The following is a 17,287-nucleotide window of genomic DNA, read 5'->3' as shown; positions in this document are numbered from 1 at the left end:
CCAGAATGATAGAGTTAGACGAGGAAGCGCTCATGTGCGACCTTGCAGAGACCTATCACATACATGACTACAGACAGCTACCTGCCAGAAGGATAGCTGTTTTTTCTTTAGGCTTGCGGGACGATTCACGAATCAAGATGAGGTTGAGTGGACAGGCTGTGTCGCTTGATTCTATGCTTCAAGCGGCTGTTCATGACAAGCTCAGTCTTTTGGTCTGGATGAAGACCAAGGACGGTGCGAAGAATGTGAATCGGCCGAAAATGGTTACTGAATCACTCATGCCACAGTCCAAGAAAGAGAATAAAAATGTGTCATTCAATTCTGGTGAGGATTTCGAGAAAACACGCCAGCGACTCTTGAAAGGAGGGCAATAATGGCAACTGAACTAGGAAAAGCTTATGTGCAAATTGTCCCTTCGGCAAGAGGTATTTCTGGAAGTATACAAAAGCAAATCGATCCAGAGGCCTCCTCTGCAGGTAGTAGTGCAGGATTCAAACTCGGCAAAGCCCTTTCGACTGCTGTGGTTGCGGCTGCGGCAACGGCTGTTGCAGGTCTTAGTGCGATTATCGCAGGCTCTATTACCGAGGGCGCTAAGCTTGAGCAATCCTTGGGCGGTGTCGAGACCTTGTTTAAGGAAAATGCAGACAGGGTCAAGAAATATGCATCAGAAGGCTATAAGACGGCTGGTTTGTCTGCAAATGCCTATATGGAGAACGTGACAGGCTTTGCGGCTTCTATGGTTAACTCACTTGGTGGAGATACCAAGAAAGCAGCTGACCTTTCTAACCAAGCCCTGATTGATATGTCTGACAATGCCAATAAATTTGGTACAGACATGGGGCAAATCGCTTATACCTACCAAGGATTCGCTAAGCAAAACTACACCATGCTTGATAACTTGAAACTAGGTTACGGTGGTACTAAGGCGGAGATGGAGCGACTTTTGGCAGATGCTGAAAAGTTATCTGGTGTTAAGTACGACATTTCAAGTTTTGCGGAGGTCACTCAAGCTATTCACGTTATTCAAAAAGAAATGGGTATCACAGGGACAACGGCGCAAGAGGCTGCTCAAACATTCAGTGGCTCATTTGCCGCGATGGCTGCATCTGCTCAAAATGTTTTCGGAGGTCTCGCCACTGGATTCAACTTAGAGCCCGCTCTTAAAGCCTTAGTCACGACAAGCTCAACTTTCTTATTTGATAACCTTATCCCCATGGTGGGGAATGTTATCAAAGCCTTACCCGGTGCTATAACAACCTTTTCCTCAGAGGCTGGAAAAGTTATCTCTGAGCGTTTTGGTATTGGCATTGGCTCAGGTTTGTCAGGTATTGGGCCTAAGGTTATGAAGGCAATTGATCCGATTGTTCAAGGATTTAAAACGGCTTTTTGGCAGTTGCCAGGGCTTTTTAATTCCGTGGTTTCCACGATTGGACCAATCATTGGAAAAATCGGCGAGGCATTTACAAAATTAGATTTTAGCGGTATTCAATCTCTGATTTCTAAGATTATCCCAGCTGTACAAACAGGATTTTCAACCATGATGTCCATCGTTGGGCCAGCCATTGAAAAAGTGGTCGAATCATTCAAAAACATGTGGAATGCGGCGCAGCCACTGATTTCAATCCTTGCTGGCGCACTTATGCCAGCCTTTCAAGTTATCGGCTCATTCTTGGGCGGTGTGTTCAAAGGGATATTGTCTGGTGTTTCTTTTGCATTTGATGCAATTGGAAAAGCAATCACAATCTTGACACCAGTCGTTTCGCTTTTAGTGAGTGGCTTTAGAAGCATTGCCCCCGTACTGTCCAACATTGCGACCTGGGTCGGTACTGTTGTCGGTATGTTCACAGGATTAGGCGGTGCTGGTGGGTCACTGAGAAACATTTTAACAGGTGCTTGGAACGGAATTAGATCCGCAATCCAGACAGCTGGTAATGTGATTAGTTCAGTCATTAACGTGGCCAGAAGCATATTCACTGCTTTCGGTGCAGCAGGCGGAACTTTAAGAGGTGTTTTAAGTACAGCTTGGAATGCTATTAGGTCTGTCATCTCTGGTGCAGGCTCAGCCATTAGCGGTGCCGTGAATGGCATAAGAGGCTTCTTCTCTGGCTTTTCTGGTGCGGGTAATTCTCTTAGAAGCGTTCTGTCTTCTGCTTGGAATGGTATCACTTCGGTAATATCTAACGCCCGAAACACAATCAGCGGTATCATCAATAGCATTAAAGGGATTTTCAATAGCCTGTTTAATGTTAATTTATCGGGGGCAGGTTCTGCCATCATTAATGGTTTCTTAGGAGGTCTTCAAGCTGGCTTTGATAAAGTAAAAGGCTTTGTCGGTGGTATTGCTGATTGGATCAAGAAAAACAAAGGTCCGATTTCATATGATAAGAAATTGCTGATTCCAGCTGGTAAGGCCATCATGAACGGATTGAACAGCGGTCTTCAAGACCAGTTTAAGTCAGTCAAGAAAACCGTGTCAGGAATTGCTCAATCAATTCAGCAAGTCATCAGTGATGAAATTGACACAAGCATTTTCCCTGATGATCCGTGGGACCCTGATTTTGATTTTGGCAGAGGTGTACCAGATGTTGCAAGCGCACAAAGAGCTATAAATAGCTTTAAGTTTGACCAACCAGGCAGTGATAGTGGTAAGACTGAAATACAAGCCCCTATGACTGTTATTGTGCGTGAAAATCCGTCAGAGCGTGAAATCGCACGCCAGCAAAAACTGCAATTTCAACGAGCAGGATTAAAGTTTGTATAGAGAGGAATGAGAAATGCAAATACTTCCAACTATTGAAGTCTTTTATCGTAACGTTTTAGGTGAAGAACTCAGAATGGACCGATTCGGGCCGATTTATTTAAAAAGCTATGAAGGTTTTGGAACTCCTGAAAATGAAGTTTATTCACAGAAAACTTTCGGAAAAAGAGGTCAGAGAAAGACTGGTTCAAGCTCGCTTTCCTATCGAGATATGTCGATCAAGCTCGCCATTAAAGAGCCAAGTTTTGAGGCTTTGCAGGAGCATGAGCGACAAGTTATGCGAATACTTAACCCGGAGCTTGCTGGTACTATCCTTTTTAGAGATAATACGGGCTTTTATAGTATCGATGTCGAGGTCTTGAAGGGCTATGAAGCAGATGAGAGTAATAGTGCCTCAACTGCGACAGCTACACTAGAGTTTCGGGCATTAGACCCGGAATGGCGTGATGAAGATGTCGCAAATAAAGCAATTCCCCTTTCTTTATACAAGAATAAACTAAAGTTCCCACTTGCTATAAAACCTGGTTTTGCATTTGCCACTTTAGTCCCTGGAGAAATTGTAGAAATTAAAAATAGAGGTGACTTTGCTGTGGGCTTTGAACTGGATATTCGATTTAGTGGATTAGTGACTAATCCCCGAGTCTACAATGTCATTACTCAAGAATTTTTTGGTTGGGACGGTGAATTTAGCAGTGGCAGTAACTTATATTTATCTACGATTTACGGAAAAAAGGAAACGTGGTATAAAAGCGAAGATGGTGCTCTGTCAACAAATGCAATGAAAATACGTGCAGTCGGTTCGTCTTTCTTTGAGCTTGATAATATAAATACAAATCATTTGGTAATGCAAGCAGATAGTAATGTTGAACATGCGATATCAAAAATTTCATTCACACCACTAATTATAGGAGTTTAGCAATATGGTATATGTTGAATTTTATAATCGGATAGGTGACACAGGGTTTGATTTTGTATCTGAGGGAATTTTAGAATCGTTTAAAAGTTTAAATATAAATTGGCGTGCTTATAAGCACCACGATTTTCAAATGACAGCTTTATTTAATGAGCACAGTATAAATCTATTAAAAGTTGATACTGTGCTTTTAATTGAAGATTGCTTTTTTTATGTTGAGGCTGTGCGAGTCGAGGATAGTACGACAGGAATGATAAACATATCAGGAAAGAGTCTTGCTGGAAAAAGTACAAAGCGTATTGTCTATCCGCCATATTCTACAAATTCAGTGCGGCCAGAAGTTATCGCTTATGACTTACTTAACAGAAATATGATCACTTCAACTTCTGACAGGCAGTTGAAGTATTTAACTTTAGGTGCAACGCCCAATTTTGGAACAAATGCTATCCCTTATCAAAATAGTTATGGCGTGCTTTCCGAGGAAGTTAACCAGCTTTGTACTGCTTATGAGCTGTGTTTTCGTGAAGTGCCGATTAATCTAGAAAATCCAATTGCTCAGATTGAATTTTACAAAGGTCGGGACTTGAGCGGCATCGGTGGCGTTGAGTTTAACTTGAAATTTGAAAACATGACATCAGAATGTTTTGAACACAGCATTGCTGACTGGGCTACTGCAGCTTATGTCTTTGGTGAAGGTGAGGGTGCTAATCGTAAGAGTGTTATCGTTACCCAAGACATATCCACAGGAAGGCCTCAAGGTCTTGATATAAACGAAATTTATGTGGATGCTAGAGATTTGCAACAAACCTTCCAGAATGATGCAGGCCAACAAGTTACATTAACTGATGAACAGTATCGCGCACAGCTTATTCAGCGTGGAGAACAGTCACTTGCTCAACGTCCATTGATTCTCAATATAAATGGTGATATTGATACTAAAAGTCAGTTATTCAAGTTCAAGAAAGATTACGACCTTGGTGATCGAGTACGTCAAACTAGCGATTTGTTTGGTCTGACAAAAACCGCAATTCTTACAGAAATGCAGGAAACGTGGGATGCGGATGGTCATCATTTAACACCGACTTTTGACAAAGAAAGTCCAACAATATTTGATATTTTGAAAAGGAGAAATTAACATGACTCAAACGAGCTTTCCATGGAATGATGTTGACGGAGACCGTCTCTATGATGCAGAAGATTTTAAACGCTTCTTTGCAGCATTTCTAAAGACAGGGGTTGTCATGTCCTTCAAGGAGGGACTGCGTGTCCAGTCTACGCAAAACGGGATGAATATACAGGTCGGAGCTGGTTCTGGTGTTATCAATGGTCTCTCTTATATGAATGATGAGCCGATTGGAATTCAAGTTGATGTTGCCTCATCTATTCAATCTCGAAATGATTCAGTTGCACTTAGATATGATGCTGGTGTACGAGATGCATATCTGATTTACAAGTCAAGCGATGTGACGGTTATTAGGAATGATACAATTTTTGAATTACAGCTTGCGGTGATTAACGTGCCAATGAATGCGACGCAGATCACCGATGCCAATATCACAGACAAGCGCTCTGACCCGACAGTGTGTGGTTGGTCAACACCTTTTGACAACATCAATGTAGACGGTATTGTTGACCAGTACAAATCTATTTTTGAGCAGGCTGATATTGAATTTCAGACATGGTTTGAAAATATGAAAGACCAGCTTTCGGAAGATGCAGCGGGAAACTTGCAAAATCAGATTAATGCACTAAATTCATCCGCAGTAAAGATAACTGGCGACCAGACTGTTTCTGGCAATAAAACCTTCACAAATAACGTGAGTGTCAAAAACTTAGAAGTTACTGACCCCTTCAACGCTGACACAGCTTCCAAACCTCTGTCTGTACCTATAACTGCAACGGACGACTTCAACAATCTTGTCGTCTATGGACAGTATTACAAGAGAAACATCGCTACTGTGGCTAATCAGCCTCCCGGAGTTTCTGTACATGGACACTTAGAAGTGTTAATCGGAGCTGGTTCAGAGATTATGCAAAGGTATAGCGATTGGGGGACCAACAATGCCGTATATACTAGAAGGCGAGATAATGCTGGCAATTGGGGGGCATGGAACGGAATGCCTTCTTGGAGTGCTTTTGGGAGTATTGCGACAAGTTCAGCAGGTTGGCGGAGAATCGGGAATGAAGTTACTATCCGCATAGTTGGCGGAACGACTGGGAATTTCCCAGTAATAACTTCCGCTGGAACGACTATAGGAACTCTACCAGCGGAAGCTAGACCGAGGGAATCGATAACAATAGCGGCAAGTGGACGAGGTGCTGGAGTCCAAGCGCAGTTAACTATTGAGACAGACGGACGTGTTATTGGTAACCGCTGGGGCGGAAATGATGTGTATTCGCAGCATTCATCAAATATGATGTTTAGCTTATTTAATACTCATAGAAAGTGAGGGAATATGACGAGGAAACAATTAAGATTTGAACTTTGGTTCGGGGTACTGTCTGCTTTCGTGGCTTCGGTGGTGCTTTTTCTTCCACCGTCAAATAATATGAAGTATGTCCGTAACAATCCAGTAGATGCTGGTTTCGTTGCTGATATAGCTATGAATCAAGCCTTAGTGAATGTGATTTTTTCAGTGATGTTAGCCGCAAGCGTTATCCTTATTTTGTCAGTGCTGTTCAAACAGAATAAGAACATCATTGCGATAAGTCATGCAAGCATTGCTGTTTGTTTGTTCATATTGACGATGATATTATCTTTGATTCAGATCATGTATTATACAGAAACGGGAAATACAGTTTCTTTCTCTGGACTCTATATAGGCATTGCTACTTTTTTGGCATACGAAACGATTGGGGGAGACATTGACAGATAAGACTTTAACGGCTGTTTCGATTGTTTCGCCGATTGCGGCAGGTGTGATTGGTACAGTTATTGCCTATATCAAATGGCGCCATAGCCAACGAGAAAGCAAACTCGATAAGCTGACCAGTGAAGTTGAGCAGCTTAGAAACGACATCCACGAAATGCGAAACAAACACTTTGATGAAGTTACACGTTACAAAATAGAAAATGCTGAACTCAAACTTGAACTTAGCAATCTTAGATTAAAAATGGAGAAGTATAATGAAGAATAACATCTCACCGGGTACGATTGCCCGCACGGCGATTTTAGCTCTAGCCTTGATTAATCAAGCGCTGACTTTGGCAGGTCACAGTATCATTCCTGTCAATGATGGAGACATTGAGCAGTTTGTGAGCTTGCTCTTTACGGTCGGTGCTGCGCTTGCGGGTTGGTGGAAAAACAACAGTTTCACGCAAGCAGCGCTTCAAGCGGATGATTACAAGAAGAAACTGAAATAAGGAGGGGAAATGGCAAACCATATCATTATTTATGGCCACGGTGCGGGAGACCCTGGTGCTGTCGGTCATGGTCTGACGGAAGCTAGCTACTACCGTGATAAGCTTGACCCGTTTATTCGTAAATGGGCAGGGAAGCTTAAAAACAATACGCTGACGGTTGCGAATGAAGCTGAGAATCAGTTTGTTGAAACTCAAAAGGGCAAGGGGATATACTCCATGCGCAACTTTGCCAGCATTACTGAAATGCACCTTGATGCAGCAAGCGGAACAGCAAAAGACGGGCATGTCATCATTGCCAAAGGCTTTGCGCCTGATGCAGCAGACAAGCGCATTAGGGATGTCGTTAAGAAACATGTTGGCTTACGTCCAAATTATCCGGACGGCTTTAGCTATCGTAATGACTTGCTTAACCTTAATGTTGCAGCAAGCCTTGGCATTGGCTATCGCTTGGTGGAGCTAGGCTTCATCACGTCAGCAGAAGACACACAACAAATCACCGCAAACATGGATGCATTAGCTAAAGATTTAGTGCAAGCAATCACTGGCGAAGTTATCGCAGGTGGAACAACAACGCCAGAAACTGGCGGAAATTCAAACAATAAAGGAGAAATTGAAATGTATTTAATTCACGCAATCGACACTGGGAACTGGTACGTATCCAACGGCGTACAGTGCCGTTGGATTAGAAGCGAACGTATGCTTAAAAATTACAAAAACGAATTTGGAAAGCTCAATTTACGTGTAGATAATATGTATAGCACTGAGCTTTACAAAGAGTTTCCTAAAGATAAAATCTTATAATGATTACAATCCCTCGGCTTTGGCTGGGGGATTTTTTGTTTTCTATTTGATATTTTATAGGATAGAAAATTATTTGTGAGTCCTATTTGATAAAATAGCAAATGTGTTATAATATAGTCCTGTTCTTATAGGCAAAAATCTAGTTAACTCTAGGTTTTTTTTGTATTTTTCATAGTTTATACTTGACATAGTTGTACAACTATGCTATAATTAGTACATAAAGTAAAGAAAGGAGAAAAGATGGACGACCTAATAAAAGCCGCCACCTTCGTAAATCTAGTTTTGATAAGTGCCCTAACACTTAAGAAACTAATGAAAGACGAAGATAGCGGCAAGAAGTAACGGCAAGAGGCGAAAGCCTCAAGCTGTTTTCGTGATACCATCTTAACAAATTAAAATGAAAAAAACAACATTACTTATCTTTCTATTTGTTACTTTACTATTTATAGCATTACTTTTTACAAGTTTCTGGTGGGCTTCGGTAATTTATGCTATTATGGTAGGTGCATATAGTATTCTGGCTAGAAGGGGATAAGCTGTATGAGTGATCAAAAGAAACGTAAAGCAATTTATAATCCAGAAGCAGATAAACGATATTTAGAAACACTTACAAAAGAGCAAAGGTTAGAAAAAAATAGACGGGCAGCATTTACTCGAGCTAGGAACTTCATTAGGGATAAAAAATATACTGAAGAAGAATTTCAAGAATTAAAGCAGATAATTGAAGCACATGAAAATGATCTAAAAAAATAATTTGCCCCTTTTTAGCCCCTTCATAAAAAATATTACTAATGAGTGGTATTAATAAAGCATATCAATTTATTAAGGAAATAATGATGAATATAGAAGAAATGAACGCGCGCAAGGAAAAAATCCGTAACTTTTCAATCATCGCGCATATTGACCATGGGAAATCAACTCTGGCTGACCGTATCCTTGAACTGACTGAAACGGTTTCGAAACGTGAGATGCAAGCCCAGCTTTTGGACAGTATGGACTTGGAACGTGAACGCGGTATCACGATTAAGCTGAACGCTATCGAGTTAGAGTATACGGCAAAAGATGGAGAAACCTATATTTTCCACCTGATTGACACACCAGGACATGTCGATTTTACCTATGAAGTTTCGCGCTCATTGGCAGCCTGTGAAGGAGCCATTCTTGTCGTCGATGCAGCTCAGGGGATTGAAGCGCAGACATTGGCGAATGTTTATCTGGCTCTGGACAATGACTTAGAAATCTTACCAGTCATTAATAAAATTGATCTTCCTGCAGCAGATCCTGAGCGCGTACGTGCAGAGATAGAAGATGTTATCGGCCTTGATGCTTCAGAAGCCGTTCTCGCATCAGCAAAAGCAGGTGTAGGTATCGAAGAAATCTTGGAGCAAGTCGTGGAGAAAGTTCCAGCGCCCCAAGGTGATGTTGATGCGCCGCTCAAAGCCCTAATCTTTGACTCAGTATATGATGCTTATCGTGGTGTCATCCTCCAGATTCGTGTTATCGATGGCTCTGTCAAGGTGGGAGATACGATTCAGCTGATGTCAAACGGTAAGGAATTTATGGTGACTGAGGTGGGGATTTTTACACCAAAAGCAGTAGCACGAGACTTTCTTATGGCAGGAGATGTTGGTTATTTGGCAGCCTCGATCAAGACTGTAGCAGACACACGTGTTGGTGACACGATTACTTTAGCGAACAACCCTGCAGCAGAAGCCCTGGCTGGCTATAAAAAGATGAATCCAATGGTCTTTTGTGGACTCTATCCGATAGATTCTAACCGCTATAACGACTTGCGTGAAGCCCTCGAGCGCTTGCAGCTGAATGATGCCAGCTTGCAGTTTGAACCTGAAACGTCACAAGCACTTGGCTTTGGTTTCCGCTGTGGTTTCTTAGGGCTCCTACACATGGATGTTATCCAAGAACGCTTGGAGCGTGAGTTTAACTTGGACTTGATTATGACGGCGCCTTCTGTAATTTATCATATCAACACAACAGATGGTGAAAAGCTGGAAGTAGCTAATCCGAGCGAATTCCCAGATCCGACTCGTATTGACAGTGTCGAAGAACCCTTTGTAAAAGCACAAATTATGGTACCGAATGAATTTGTCGGTGCAGTTATGGAGCTGTCTCAGCGTAAACGTGGAGAATTTGTGACCATGGATTATCTTGATGCCAATCGTGTCAATGTCATCTACCATATTCCATTGAGTGAAATCGTCTTTGATTTCTTTGACAAACTCAAATCATCTACCCGTGGCTATGCCAGCTTCGACTATGAAATTTCGGACTATCGGCCATCACGCCTTGTGAAGATGGACATTCTTTTAAATTCAGAAAAAGTTGATGCACTTAGCTTCATCGTCCACAGGGACTTTGCTTACGAACGGGGTAAAGTAATCGTAGAAAAGCTGAAAAAACTTATCCCACGTCAACAGTTTGAAGTACCTATCCAAGCAACCATCGGTCAAAAAATCGTTGCCCGTAGCGACATCAAGGCCTTACGTAAAAACGTCTTGGCTAAGTGCTACGGCGGTGATATTTCTCGTAAGCGCAAGTTACTTGAAAAACAAAAAGCGGGTAAGAAACGTATGAAATCTATTGGCTCAGTAGAAGTTCCGCAAGAAGCTTTCCTTTCTGTTTTGTCTATGGATGAAGAATAAACAAGATAATAGAGCTATTTCAAAATTTTTTTGCAAGTAGTAAGAGACAGTCAGTGTAACTGTCTCTATTTTTTTTTTTGAGAAATCGAGATGCACATTAACCTAACTATTATTGAAAATATATCGAATAATTCTCAAAACGTTGAAGAAGTTGAAGCATGAAAAAAGCACAATCCTCCATATTAGGCATGGTAATTTCTTTAAATTGGAGTACTTTTTTAGTAATAGTCAGATTTGTTATGATAAAATGGGGAGTGAGAAAAGCTATAAAAGTAGAGAATTTAATGAAAGCGGGAAGGACATGAACCAGTATTCACTAAAATATTACTCTTTTATCTGTTAAGGCATGGAGGATGCAGCTTTTTAGGAGGAATGAGCGATGATTTATAAAAAGTATGGAGAAGTATTTAAGAAATTACGCTTACAGCATCATCTACTTTTAAGTGATTTTGAACGAGTAGGTTTATCAAAATCAACCTTATCCTATTTTGAAAATGGTAAATCAATGATTTCTTTAGATAAACTGGATCTGGCTTTACAAGAAATGCATACGACTTTTCGTTCCTATATGCTGATGATTAATAATGATGAGGAAGACTACTGGTTATCTCAATTCAAGGAAATTGAGAAAGGCTATTTTAGTAACAATCGAGAAAGGCTTCAAACCATTTATCAGAAAAATATAAAATACGATATGGAAGAAAACCAAGTCATCGCTCTTTCCGCCAAAGCTTGTTATACAAAGCTTTCGCCTGACGAAATAAAGTATATAGAAAACAAGCTCAAGTCTTATCAAGTTTGGCATAGTTATGAAATGTATATTTTAGTAAATACATTAGAAGAAATTAACCCTGACTTGTTGTATCATCTTATGGAAAGAATTTTATCTCAAAATAGTCAGTACTTAAAAGAAATCACAGAATTTAGAAATCTATTGATTAGGCTAGTTATCAGGACAATTCTTTCGCTGATTAGAAGAGAGGAGAAGGAGTTTTCAGAAAGGTTAGTAAAAGAATTAGATAAACTAATGCTTGTGTTTGATACCTATATAAGAATATCTTCTATTTTTGTAAAGGGATGTTGGATTTATAAATTCGAAGATAAAAATATGGGAATGAAACTTGTAAGTAGAACTTTAAAGATACTGTCAGAAATAGATGCCTTAGAGTTACGAGAAATTTTTAAACATAATTTTGAGCAAATAAAATGATGAGTAGACTTTAAAGTACAAATGGATATATCAGAAGAAAGGGGTTAGGCCCTCTTTTTTTATGGAGTCACGTAATTCACAATTAAAACTAGCAGTATTTGAACACTCTCTATGTTCAATATAAACAAAAAATGTTTATGTAAGTTCGTAAAAGGGCAGAAAAAGATAAGGCGATAAAGGAAAAATCTGAAACCAAAAAAGAGCCATAGAGTGAAAATATATCCAGTAACAGTTCGATTTATCGAACTTCTTCTCATAAATGTTACTTAAATGAACCTTAGAACATAGGATTAATAGTCTTTTCCTTATTTTTTTATAGCAAAACAAATGATTTGTATAGACAATTGTATCAGGTAGACCGTTGATTTAATTTATTTCTTATTATAATATAACGGTATAAGGAATAACAAAATGTATTAAAAAGAGAAAGATTAGGTTTATCTTTTAATTATATTCATTCTAATTCTAAGAAAAGCTGAAGGGGCGTACGCTGTTTTTAGAAAGGGGAGAAAAGTTTAGAATCATCACAGAAATCTTGTTATAGTTTAACATGCATAAAATAAGGGGAAAATAAAAATGAAAAAATATCAAATACTACACAAAGTGCTTTCTTTAAGAAGAATCCTTATGTTATCTGCAGTGATAGTGTTATTCACTCTTTTAGGTGCATTACCTATTAGAGGATTCGCAACAAATGGTGGAGCAGTTACAACAGCAGATAAAACTTATGCTTTTGATTACAAAACGCATATGCCTTGGGTAGGTGCTTCAAACAGCTTATTTAAAGCATCGTTTAATATTCCTTCACCTGGTACAAGTACGATTGATGGCGATCGTTATCAGGGGACACTCGCCTTTACTAAACTGCCCAATAGTGACTACCGCTTGCTTAATGTTCTTCCTTATCTGGATTCACCTACTTTTACTATTACGAATTCTGGTGGAGCTATCGCTGCATCTGGGGCTTATACATGGGACGAAGCCTTACAAGCTTGGGTTCTTCCTAATCCACTCATAGACAATACTTCTACCAGCATTGATACGAGTCAAGCATTGAATGGTACTGCGGGAATTAAAATCTACATGACCGGAGCTTCAACTGGTTTCATGCCTCTAAGTACACTCAAAAATGACTTCACATTGCTGGGAACAAGACCAGTCTTCTTACTGGGAGATATTGCTGGATTAACGCCTAATCTCGTACAAAATGTCCCCTTTAACTTATATCAGGAAAGGGCATATAATGGAGACCCTAATAAATGGCATGCGTTCAACTTTAATGTGCCCGCCTTAGTACAATATGAATATGATGGGCAAGTCAGGGGCTCTAACCCCGAGGATCAGCTTGGTTTAGTTCCAGGAGGCGCTGCTCATTTCGAATCTGAGGTGAATTTATCCTCCCCTCAGAAAATAACAGTGGATATGGTATGGCAGATAAGTAAAGATAAGGGATTATCCTTTGATGATATTCCTGAAAGTCTGACGAATTCAGAAGGCGATAAAGTCATCAAGAAAACACTCGATTTCATTTCTGATATTTCAGATGAAGGAAGTTTATATCGCTTAAAAATTACACCCATAGATTCAAAAAATAAGGAACCAATTTATACTGAGCCTGCTGTCTTGACGTTCAAAACCGAAAGTTTAAGTTTTAATATTCACTATGTTCTCAATGGTGGAAGCAATCATCCTGCTAATCCTCTAACATACACTTATGGTCGCGGCATAAGCAATTTTGAAGGCCCACAACGTGAAGGTTATATTTTTACAGGCTGGACAGATAAGGATGGAAACAGTATTGCCAACATTCCAACAGATGCGCAAGGTGATAAAACGCTCTATGCAAACTGGCAAGCAAGCAGCTATAAAATAAACTACGTTCTCAATGGTGGTGAAAATTCTGACAAAAATCCCAATACTTACATATATGGACAAGGTATCGCTCGCTTTGAAAAAGCTACGCGTCAGGGTTACACTTTCATAGGCTGGACAGATCAAAAAGGCGAAAAAATAGAAGCCATATCAGTGGAAGAACAAGGTGATAAAACGCTCTATGCCCATTGGGAAAAAGTAGCAGTTGTATCAAATGAAAATGAAGATACTAAAGCTGGCAAAGAATTCGAAAAAAATAAAGCATCTGACAGTATCAAGAAAAGCCAAAACTCCGCTACATCTGTATCTTCTGAGTCTAGAAAAGAGCTAGACAGTCTTCCACAGACGGGTGAAAAAGAAAGGTTTTCCCTTTATATTCTAGGCGTGATTATTCTTGTTGCTCTTTCCGCACCGCAAGTTAAAAAATATTTAACTAAATTGTAAATTCAAATAAAATGAAAGAGGCTGGGACAAAAGTCAAAAATAATGGAAAATCGCTCAATTACGGTCATTAAGAATGTCGTGATTGAGCGATTTTGATTTTTTAGTTTTGGACAAAAACAGTCAAATTTCGACTTTTGTCCCAGCCTCTTTTTTTACTGTCTTTCTCAAAAAGTTTCTAGTGTTTTAAATTTTTTTGAGTTGGTACACAACTTCTGAAATCTGAGTCACAATAGCTATAATTTTATTGTCCTCAGGGCTAATTTTTTAAGAGCTTGATAATTTATTTAGTCGTACTTTCATCAAGATTTCCTCGAAGTTCTTCCGCAATGATTATCACATGATTTGAAACAAGGCGCGTGCTTTAACGATTGAAAGTTTAATCACAGGTTTATAGATCAACGCTTCAGTTAACCCAACTCTCCCCGAGCTGTCAATAACAGTCTGTCTTTATCTTGAATATAAAGTCTACTCTATATATATATCATAATTAACCGTTCTCACCAGAAAAAGAAGAAATCCTGCTTGGAAAAGGAAATTACAGTTCTTTTGAGGGCGGGGAGGTGAGAAAGTTGGACATTGCAAAATATCTTTCTATAAATGCTTTATGCACCAACAAAATCATGACATAATGATATAATACGAAATATAAACGAAATATTTCAACCTGAGCACTTTGCCCATATTCTTGGAAGTATAGCACGGACAGTTTTATTTTTGATAAATTTTGTAATAGGCTTAGTACGGGTAAAGAACGGGATTTAGCGCTGTTTCATGGATTGTCTTAGCGTAAGATTTGATTAAGAACCCTCTTTTTTAAGAGTTGTAACGAAATAGAAATATTGACACTTTAATGTTAAAATAATATACTGTAAAGTATACGAAAAAAAAGAAAACGTTTTCTTTATTTGTAAATAAACCATATAGGAGCTTCCCCATGCGTGCCCAGCTTATCCAAATGATAAAACAAAATCCCAAAATTGCTGCAATTAACAATAATAAAGATTTAGAAAGTGTGATTGAAGCAAATAACAAGGTGATTTTTGTTCTTTATGGAACGATTAATACAATTTCTGATATTGTTCACACATTAAAAGAAGCGGGGAAGATTGTCATCATCAATGTTGATTTTATTGAAGGGCTCTCGTCTAGAGAGGTGTCTGTTGACTTTATTTGTGAAACAACTCAAGCAGATGGAATTATAAGTTCTAAGGCTAAACTTGTCAAAGCAGCTTCTCTGAAAAATACCCTAGCGCTTCAGCGTGTCTTTGTCACAGATTCCAAATCATTCAGAACAATTCCAAAGCAACTGAAAAATTCTCAAGCAGATATTGTTGATGTTCAACCTGGTGCTGCACCCAAAGTTCTTAGATGGGTACAGGAATCGGTAGATGTTCCGATTATTGCGAGTGGCCTTGTTTGCGAAGAAGAAGATATTCAAAATGCACTTGAGGCTGGAGCCATCGGAGTTTCAAGTACAAATAGAGTGATTTGGTGTTAAAGTCAAAGCTAGAGTTAGGATACATATGATTAGATTTGAAAAGGTTAATAAAGTTTATGGGGAAAATCATGTTCTCAAAGATGTTTCATTGGAGATAAACACTGGCGAACTTATCTGTGTCATTGGTACAAGCGGAAGCGGGAAGACGACAATGACACGCATGATTAATCGAATGAATGAACCAACGAGTGGTATTATTCGTATCAATGGTGAAGATATCCAGCAACTCAACGAGGTGCAACTTCGCAGAAAAATTGGCTATGTCATCCAGAATATTGGACTTTTTCCACATATGACGATTCGCGAAAATATCATGTTGGTGCCTAAGCTGTTGAAGTGGACAAGTGAGCAAAAAAAGGGTGTCGCAGAGCATTTGATTGCTAAGGTGGACTTGCCCGTTGACTATCTTGAGCGGAAGCCAGAGAGTCTCTCAGGTGGGCAACAACAGCGAATAGGTGTTATTCGAGCACTTGCCGCTTCGCAAAACATCATTCTTATGGATGAACCTTTCGGAGCACTCGATCCTATCACGCGCAAATCTTTGCAGGACTTGGTAAAAAAATTGCACAGAGAAATGCAAAAAACGATTGTTTTGGTTACGCATGATATGGATGAAGCCTTGATGCTCGCGGACCGTATCATTGTGATGAAGCAAGGAGAAGTCATCCAGTTTGCTAAACCTGTCGATATTTTAGAAAAGCCTGCAAATGAGTTTGTGAAATCACTATTTTCATCAAGTCAAAAAACTGAAATCTCTACACTTTTTGCTGAAGAAATTATGGAAGAGCGCGTGATTTCGGTCACTATGAACAGTGCTGTTAGCGAAGCATTATCCCTAATGGCTGAGCACAAGAGGAGAACTGTAGCAGTTATTGATGAGAAAAATATTTTTAAGGGAAAAATTTCACGTGATTTTCTCGAACTTTTTTCTCCCTCAGAGAGAATAGATGAGGCGCTGCTGGATAAAGAAAATGCTTATGTTACAGTGGATACCACTTTTAGGGAACTGATAAAATATTTCAAGGATGAACGTGTTCGAGAACTTTTTGTTGTAGACAAGGAAATGCATCCCAAAGGACTTATCAGTCAACAAGTCTTTTTAGATGTTTTGTATAATCAATTCAGTTAAGGAATCGTATGAATCAATTTTTATCTGACTATGGACTACAGATTTTGTATAAGGTATGGGAGCACTTGTATATCTCTGCTCTTTCAGTGGGCTTAGGCGTCTTATTTGCAGTTCCTTTAGGAGCAGTTTTTTCCAAAGCTCAGCGGATAGCGCCATTAGTGATGAATGTGGTCGGTTTTTTACAAACCATTCCTTCACTCGCGCTCTTATCACTCATGTTGCCTATTTTTGGCGTTGGGAAACTCTCTGCGATTATCGCCCTCTTTCTTTACTCACTCTTGCCCATACTGAGAAATACTTTTGTTGGGATTAGCTCAGTGGACAAAAGCTATACTGATGCTGCGAAAGGTATGGGGATGTCAAGCCTTCAGATACTTCTCCAAGTAGAACTTCCCATGGCTCTAGGCATTATTATGGCTGGTATCCGTGTTTCAGTGGTCTACGTTATTTCTTGGACAACCTTGGCTGCTTACATTGGTGGCGGTGGCTTGGGAGACTTTGTTTTTAATGGTCTGACTCTTTACCGTATCGACCTCCTTTTGATGGGGGCCCTTCCCGTTACAGCTCTTGCTTTATCTATTGATCTACTAATGAAAGCCCTAGAGAATAAATTTACTCTAGAGAAAAGGAATATATAA

Annotated in this window: 16 protein-coding genes; all 16 read left to right on the top strand. The window is 39.5% G+C overall.

What is annotated here, in order from left to right:
• Positions 1–5 precede the first annotated feature (5 nt).
• The 16 genes from ACGHCK_RS05565 (at position 6) to ACGHCK_RS05490 (ending at position 17,287) form a co-directional block, all read left to right on the top strand.
• Positions 6–374, top strand: coding sequence for a DUF5361 domain-containing protein (locus tag ACGHCK_RS05565; protein ID WP_251421097.1), 369 nt, complete (start codon positions 6–8; stop codon positions 372–374).
• Positions 374–2,761: a phage tail protein gene (locus ACGHCK_RS05560; protein WP_251421095.1), complete on the top strand. Its 2,388-nt coding sequence runs from the start codon at positions 374–376 to the stop codon at positions 2,759–2,761. Before ACGHCK_RS05565 ends, ACGHCK_RS05560 begins: the two co-directional genes overlap by 1 nt.
• 13 nt (positions 2,762–2,774) lie before the next feature.
• A complete protein-coding gene (locus ACGHCK_RS05555; RefSeq protein WP_251421093.1) occupies positions 2,775–3,674 on the top strand; it encodes a phage tail domain-containing protein in 900 nt (299 codons plus the stop codon).
• 4 nt (positions 3,675–3,678) lie between these two features.
• Entirely contained in the window at positions 3,679–4,806 is a 1,128-nt protein-coding gene (locus ACGHCK_RS05550; protein ID WP_251421091.1) for a siphovirus ReqiPepy6 Gp37-like family protein, read from the top strand.
• A 1-nt stretch (position 4,807) separates the two neighbouring features.
• The gene (locus ACGHCK_RS05545; protein WP_251421089.1) at positions 4,808–6,121 is read left to right on the top strand and encodes a pyocin knob domain-containing protein; all 1,314 of its coding nucleotides are present in this window, start codon (positions 4,808–4,810) and stop codon (positions 6,119–6,121) included.
• 6 nt (positions 6,122–6,127) lie between these two features.
• Entirely contained in the window at positions 6,128–6,547 is a 420-nt protein-coding gene (locus ACGHCK_RS05540; RefSeq protein ID WP_251421087.1) for a hypothetical protein, read from the top strand.
• Positions 6,537–6,809, top strand: coding sequence for a hypothetical protein (locus ACGHCK_RS05535; protein WP_251421085.1), 273 nt, complete (start codon positions 6,537–6,539; stop codon positions 6,807–6,809). Before ACGHCK_RS05540 ends, ACGHCK_RS05535 begins: the two co-directional genes overlap by 11 nt.
• Positions 6,799–7,035 carry a phage holin gene (locus tag ACGHCK_RS05530; protein ID WP_251421084.1) on the top strand — a complete coding sequence of 79 codons (237 nt, stop codon included), beginning with the start codon at positions 6,799–6,801 and terminating at the stop codon, positions 7,033–7,035. The genes ACGHCK_RS05535 and ACGHCK_RS05530 overlap by 11 nt, the downstream gene beginning before the upstream one ends.
• A gap of 9 nt (positions 7,036–7,044) precedes the next feature.
• Positions 7,045–7,836: an N-acetylmuramoyl-L-alanine amidase gene (locus tag ACGHCK_RS05525; RefSeq protein ID WP_271327972.1), complete on the top strand. Its 792-nt coding sequence runs from the start codon at positions 7,045–7,047 to the stop codon at positions 7,834–7,836.
• A gap of 540 nt (positions 7,837–8,376) precedes the next feature.
• A complete protein-coding gene (locus tag ACGHCK_RS05520; RefSeq protein ID WP_251421082.1) occupies positions 8,377–8,589 on the top strand; it encodes a hypothetical protein in 213 nt (70 codons plus the stop codon).
• A gap of 80 nt (positions 8,590–8,669) precedes the next feature.
• On the top strand, positions 8,670–10,496 hold the full coding sequence (lepA, locus tag ACGHCK_RS05515; RefSeq protein WP_369918124.1) for a translation elongation factor 4: 1,827 nt from the start codon (positions 8,670–8,672) through the stop codon (positions 10,494–10,496).
• 379 nt (positions 10,497–10,875) lie between these two features.
• The gene (locus tag ACGHCK_RS05510) at positions 10,876–11,706 is read left to right on the top strand and encodes an Rgg/GadR/MutR family transcriptional regulator (protein ID WP_251421081.1); all 831 of its coding nucleotides are present in this window, start codon (positions 10,876–10,878) and stop codon (positions 11,704–11,706) included.
• 576 nt (positions 11,707–12,282) lie between these two features.
• Positions 12,283–14,022, top strand: a complete 1,740-nt coding sequence (locus tag ACGHCK_RS05505; protein ID WP_251421080.1) for an InlB B-repeat-containing protein — start codon at positions 12,283–12,285, stop codon at positions 14,020–14,022.
• A 934-nt stretch (positions 14,023–14,956) separates the two neighbouring features.
• Complete coding sequence (locus ACGHCK_RS05500) at positions 14,957–15,520, top strand: glycerol-3-phosphate responsive antiterminator (RefSeq protein ID WP_251421079.1); 564 nt, start codon at positions 14,957–14,959, stop codon at positions 15,518–15,520.
• 25 nt (positions 15,521–15,545) lie between these two features.
• Entirely contained in the window at positions 15,546–16,649 is a 1,104-nt protein-coding gene (locus tag ACGHCK_RS05495) for a betaine/proline/choline family ABC transporter ATP-binding protein (protein ID WP_251421077.1), read from the top strand.
• A gap of 8 nt (positions 16,650–16,657) precedes the next feature.
• Positions 16,658–17,287 carry an ABC transporter permease gene (locus ACGHCK_RS05490; protein WP_271327969.1) on the top strand — a complete coding sequence of 210 codons (630 nt, stop codon included), beginning with the start codon at positions 16,658–16,660 and terminating at the stop codon, positions 17,285–17,287.

It is taken from the genome of Lactococcus muris (genome assembly GCF_042849115.1).
Classification (GTDB): domain Bacteria; phylum Bacillota; class Bacilli; order Lactobacillales; family Streptococcaceae; genus Lactococcus; species Lactococcus muris.
This window is presented reverse-complemented; position numbering and strand designations above follow the sequence as displayed.

What these genes read in the sequence shown, in the direction of transcription:
- ACGHCK_RS05545 (WP_251421089.1), top strand. Translation starts at nt 4,808, where the DNA reads ATGACTCAAACGAGCTTTCCATGGAATGATGTTGACGGAGACCGTCTC.
- ACGHCK_RS05490 (WP_271327969.1), top strand. Translation starts at nt 16,658, where the DNA reads ATGAATCAATTTTTATCTGACTATGGACTACAGATTTTGTATAAGGTA.
- ACGHCK_RS05550 (WP_251421091.1), top strand. Translation starts at nt 3,679, where the DNA reads ATGGTATATGTTGAATTTTATAATCGGATAGGTGACACAGGGTTTGAT.
- ACGHCK_RS05500 (WP_251421079.1), top strand. Translation starts at nt 14,957, where the DNA reads ATGCGTGCCCAGCTTATCCAAATGATAAAACAAAATCCCAAAATTGCT.
- ACGHCK_RS05510 (WP_251421081.1), top strand. Translation starts at nt 10,876, where the DNA reads ATGATTTATAAAAAGTATGGAGAAGTATTTAAGAAATTACGCTTACAG.
- ACGHCK_RS05495 (WP_251421077.1), top strand. Translation starts at nt 15,546, where the DNA reads ATGATTAGATTTGAAAAGGTTAATAAAGTTTATGGGGAAAATCATGTT.
- ACGHCK_RS05525 (WP_271327972.1), top strand. Translation starts at nt 7,045, where the DNA reads ATGGCAAACCATATCATTATTTATGGCCACGGTGCGGGAGACCCTGGT.
- lepA (WP_369918124.1), top strand. Translation starts at nt 8,670, where the DNA reads ATGATGAATATAGAAGAAATGAACGCGCGCAAGGAAAAAATCCGTAAC.
- ACGHCK_RS05530 (WP_251421084.1), top strand. Translation starts at nt 6,799, where the DNA reads ATGAAGAATAACATCTCACCGGGTACGATTGCCCGCACGGCGATTTTA.
- ACGHCK_RS05555 (WP_251421093.1), top strand. Translation starts at nt 2,775, where the DNA reads ATGCAAATACTTCCAACTATTGAAGTCTTTTATCGTAACGTTTTAGGT.
- ACGHCK_RS05565 (WP_251421097.1), top strand. Translation starts at nt 6, where the DNA reads ATGATAGAGTTAGACGAGGAAGCGCTCATGTGCGACCTTGCAGAGACC.
- ACGHCK_RS05560 (WP_251421095.1), top strand. Translation starts at nt 374, where the DNA reads ATGGCAACTGAACTAGGAAAAGCTTATGTGCAAATTGTCCCTTCGGCA.
- ACGHCK_RS05520 (WP_251421082.1), top strand. Translation starts at nt 8,377, where the DNA reads ATGAGTGATCAAAAGAAACGTAAAGCAATTTATAATCCAGAAGCAGAT.
- ACGHCK_RS05540 (WP_251421087.1), top strand. Translation starts at nt 6,128, where the DNA reads ATGACGAGGAAACAATTAAGATTTGAACTTTGGTTCGGGGTACTGTCT.
- ACGHCK_RS05505 (WP_251421080.1), top strand. Translation starts at nt 12,283, where the DNA reads ATGAAAAAATATCAAATACTACACAAAGTGCTTTCTTTAAGAAGAATC.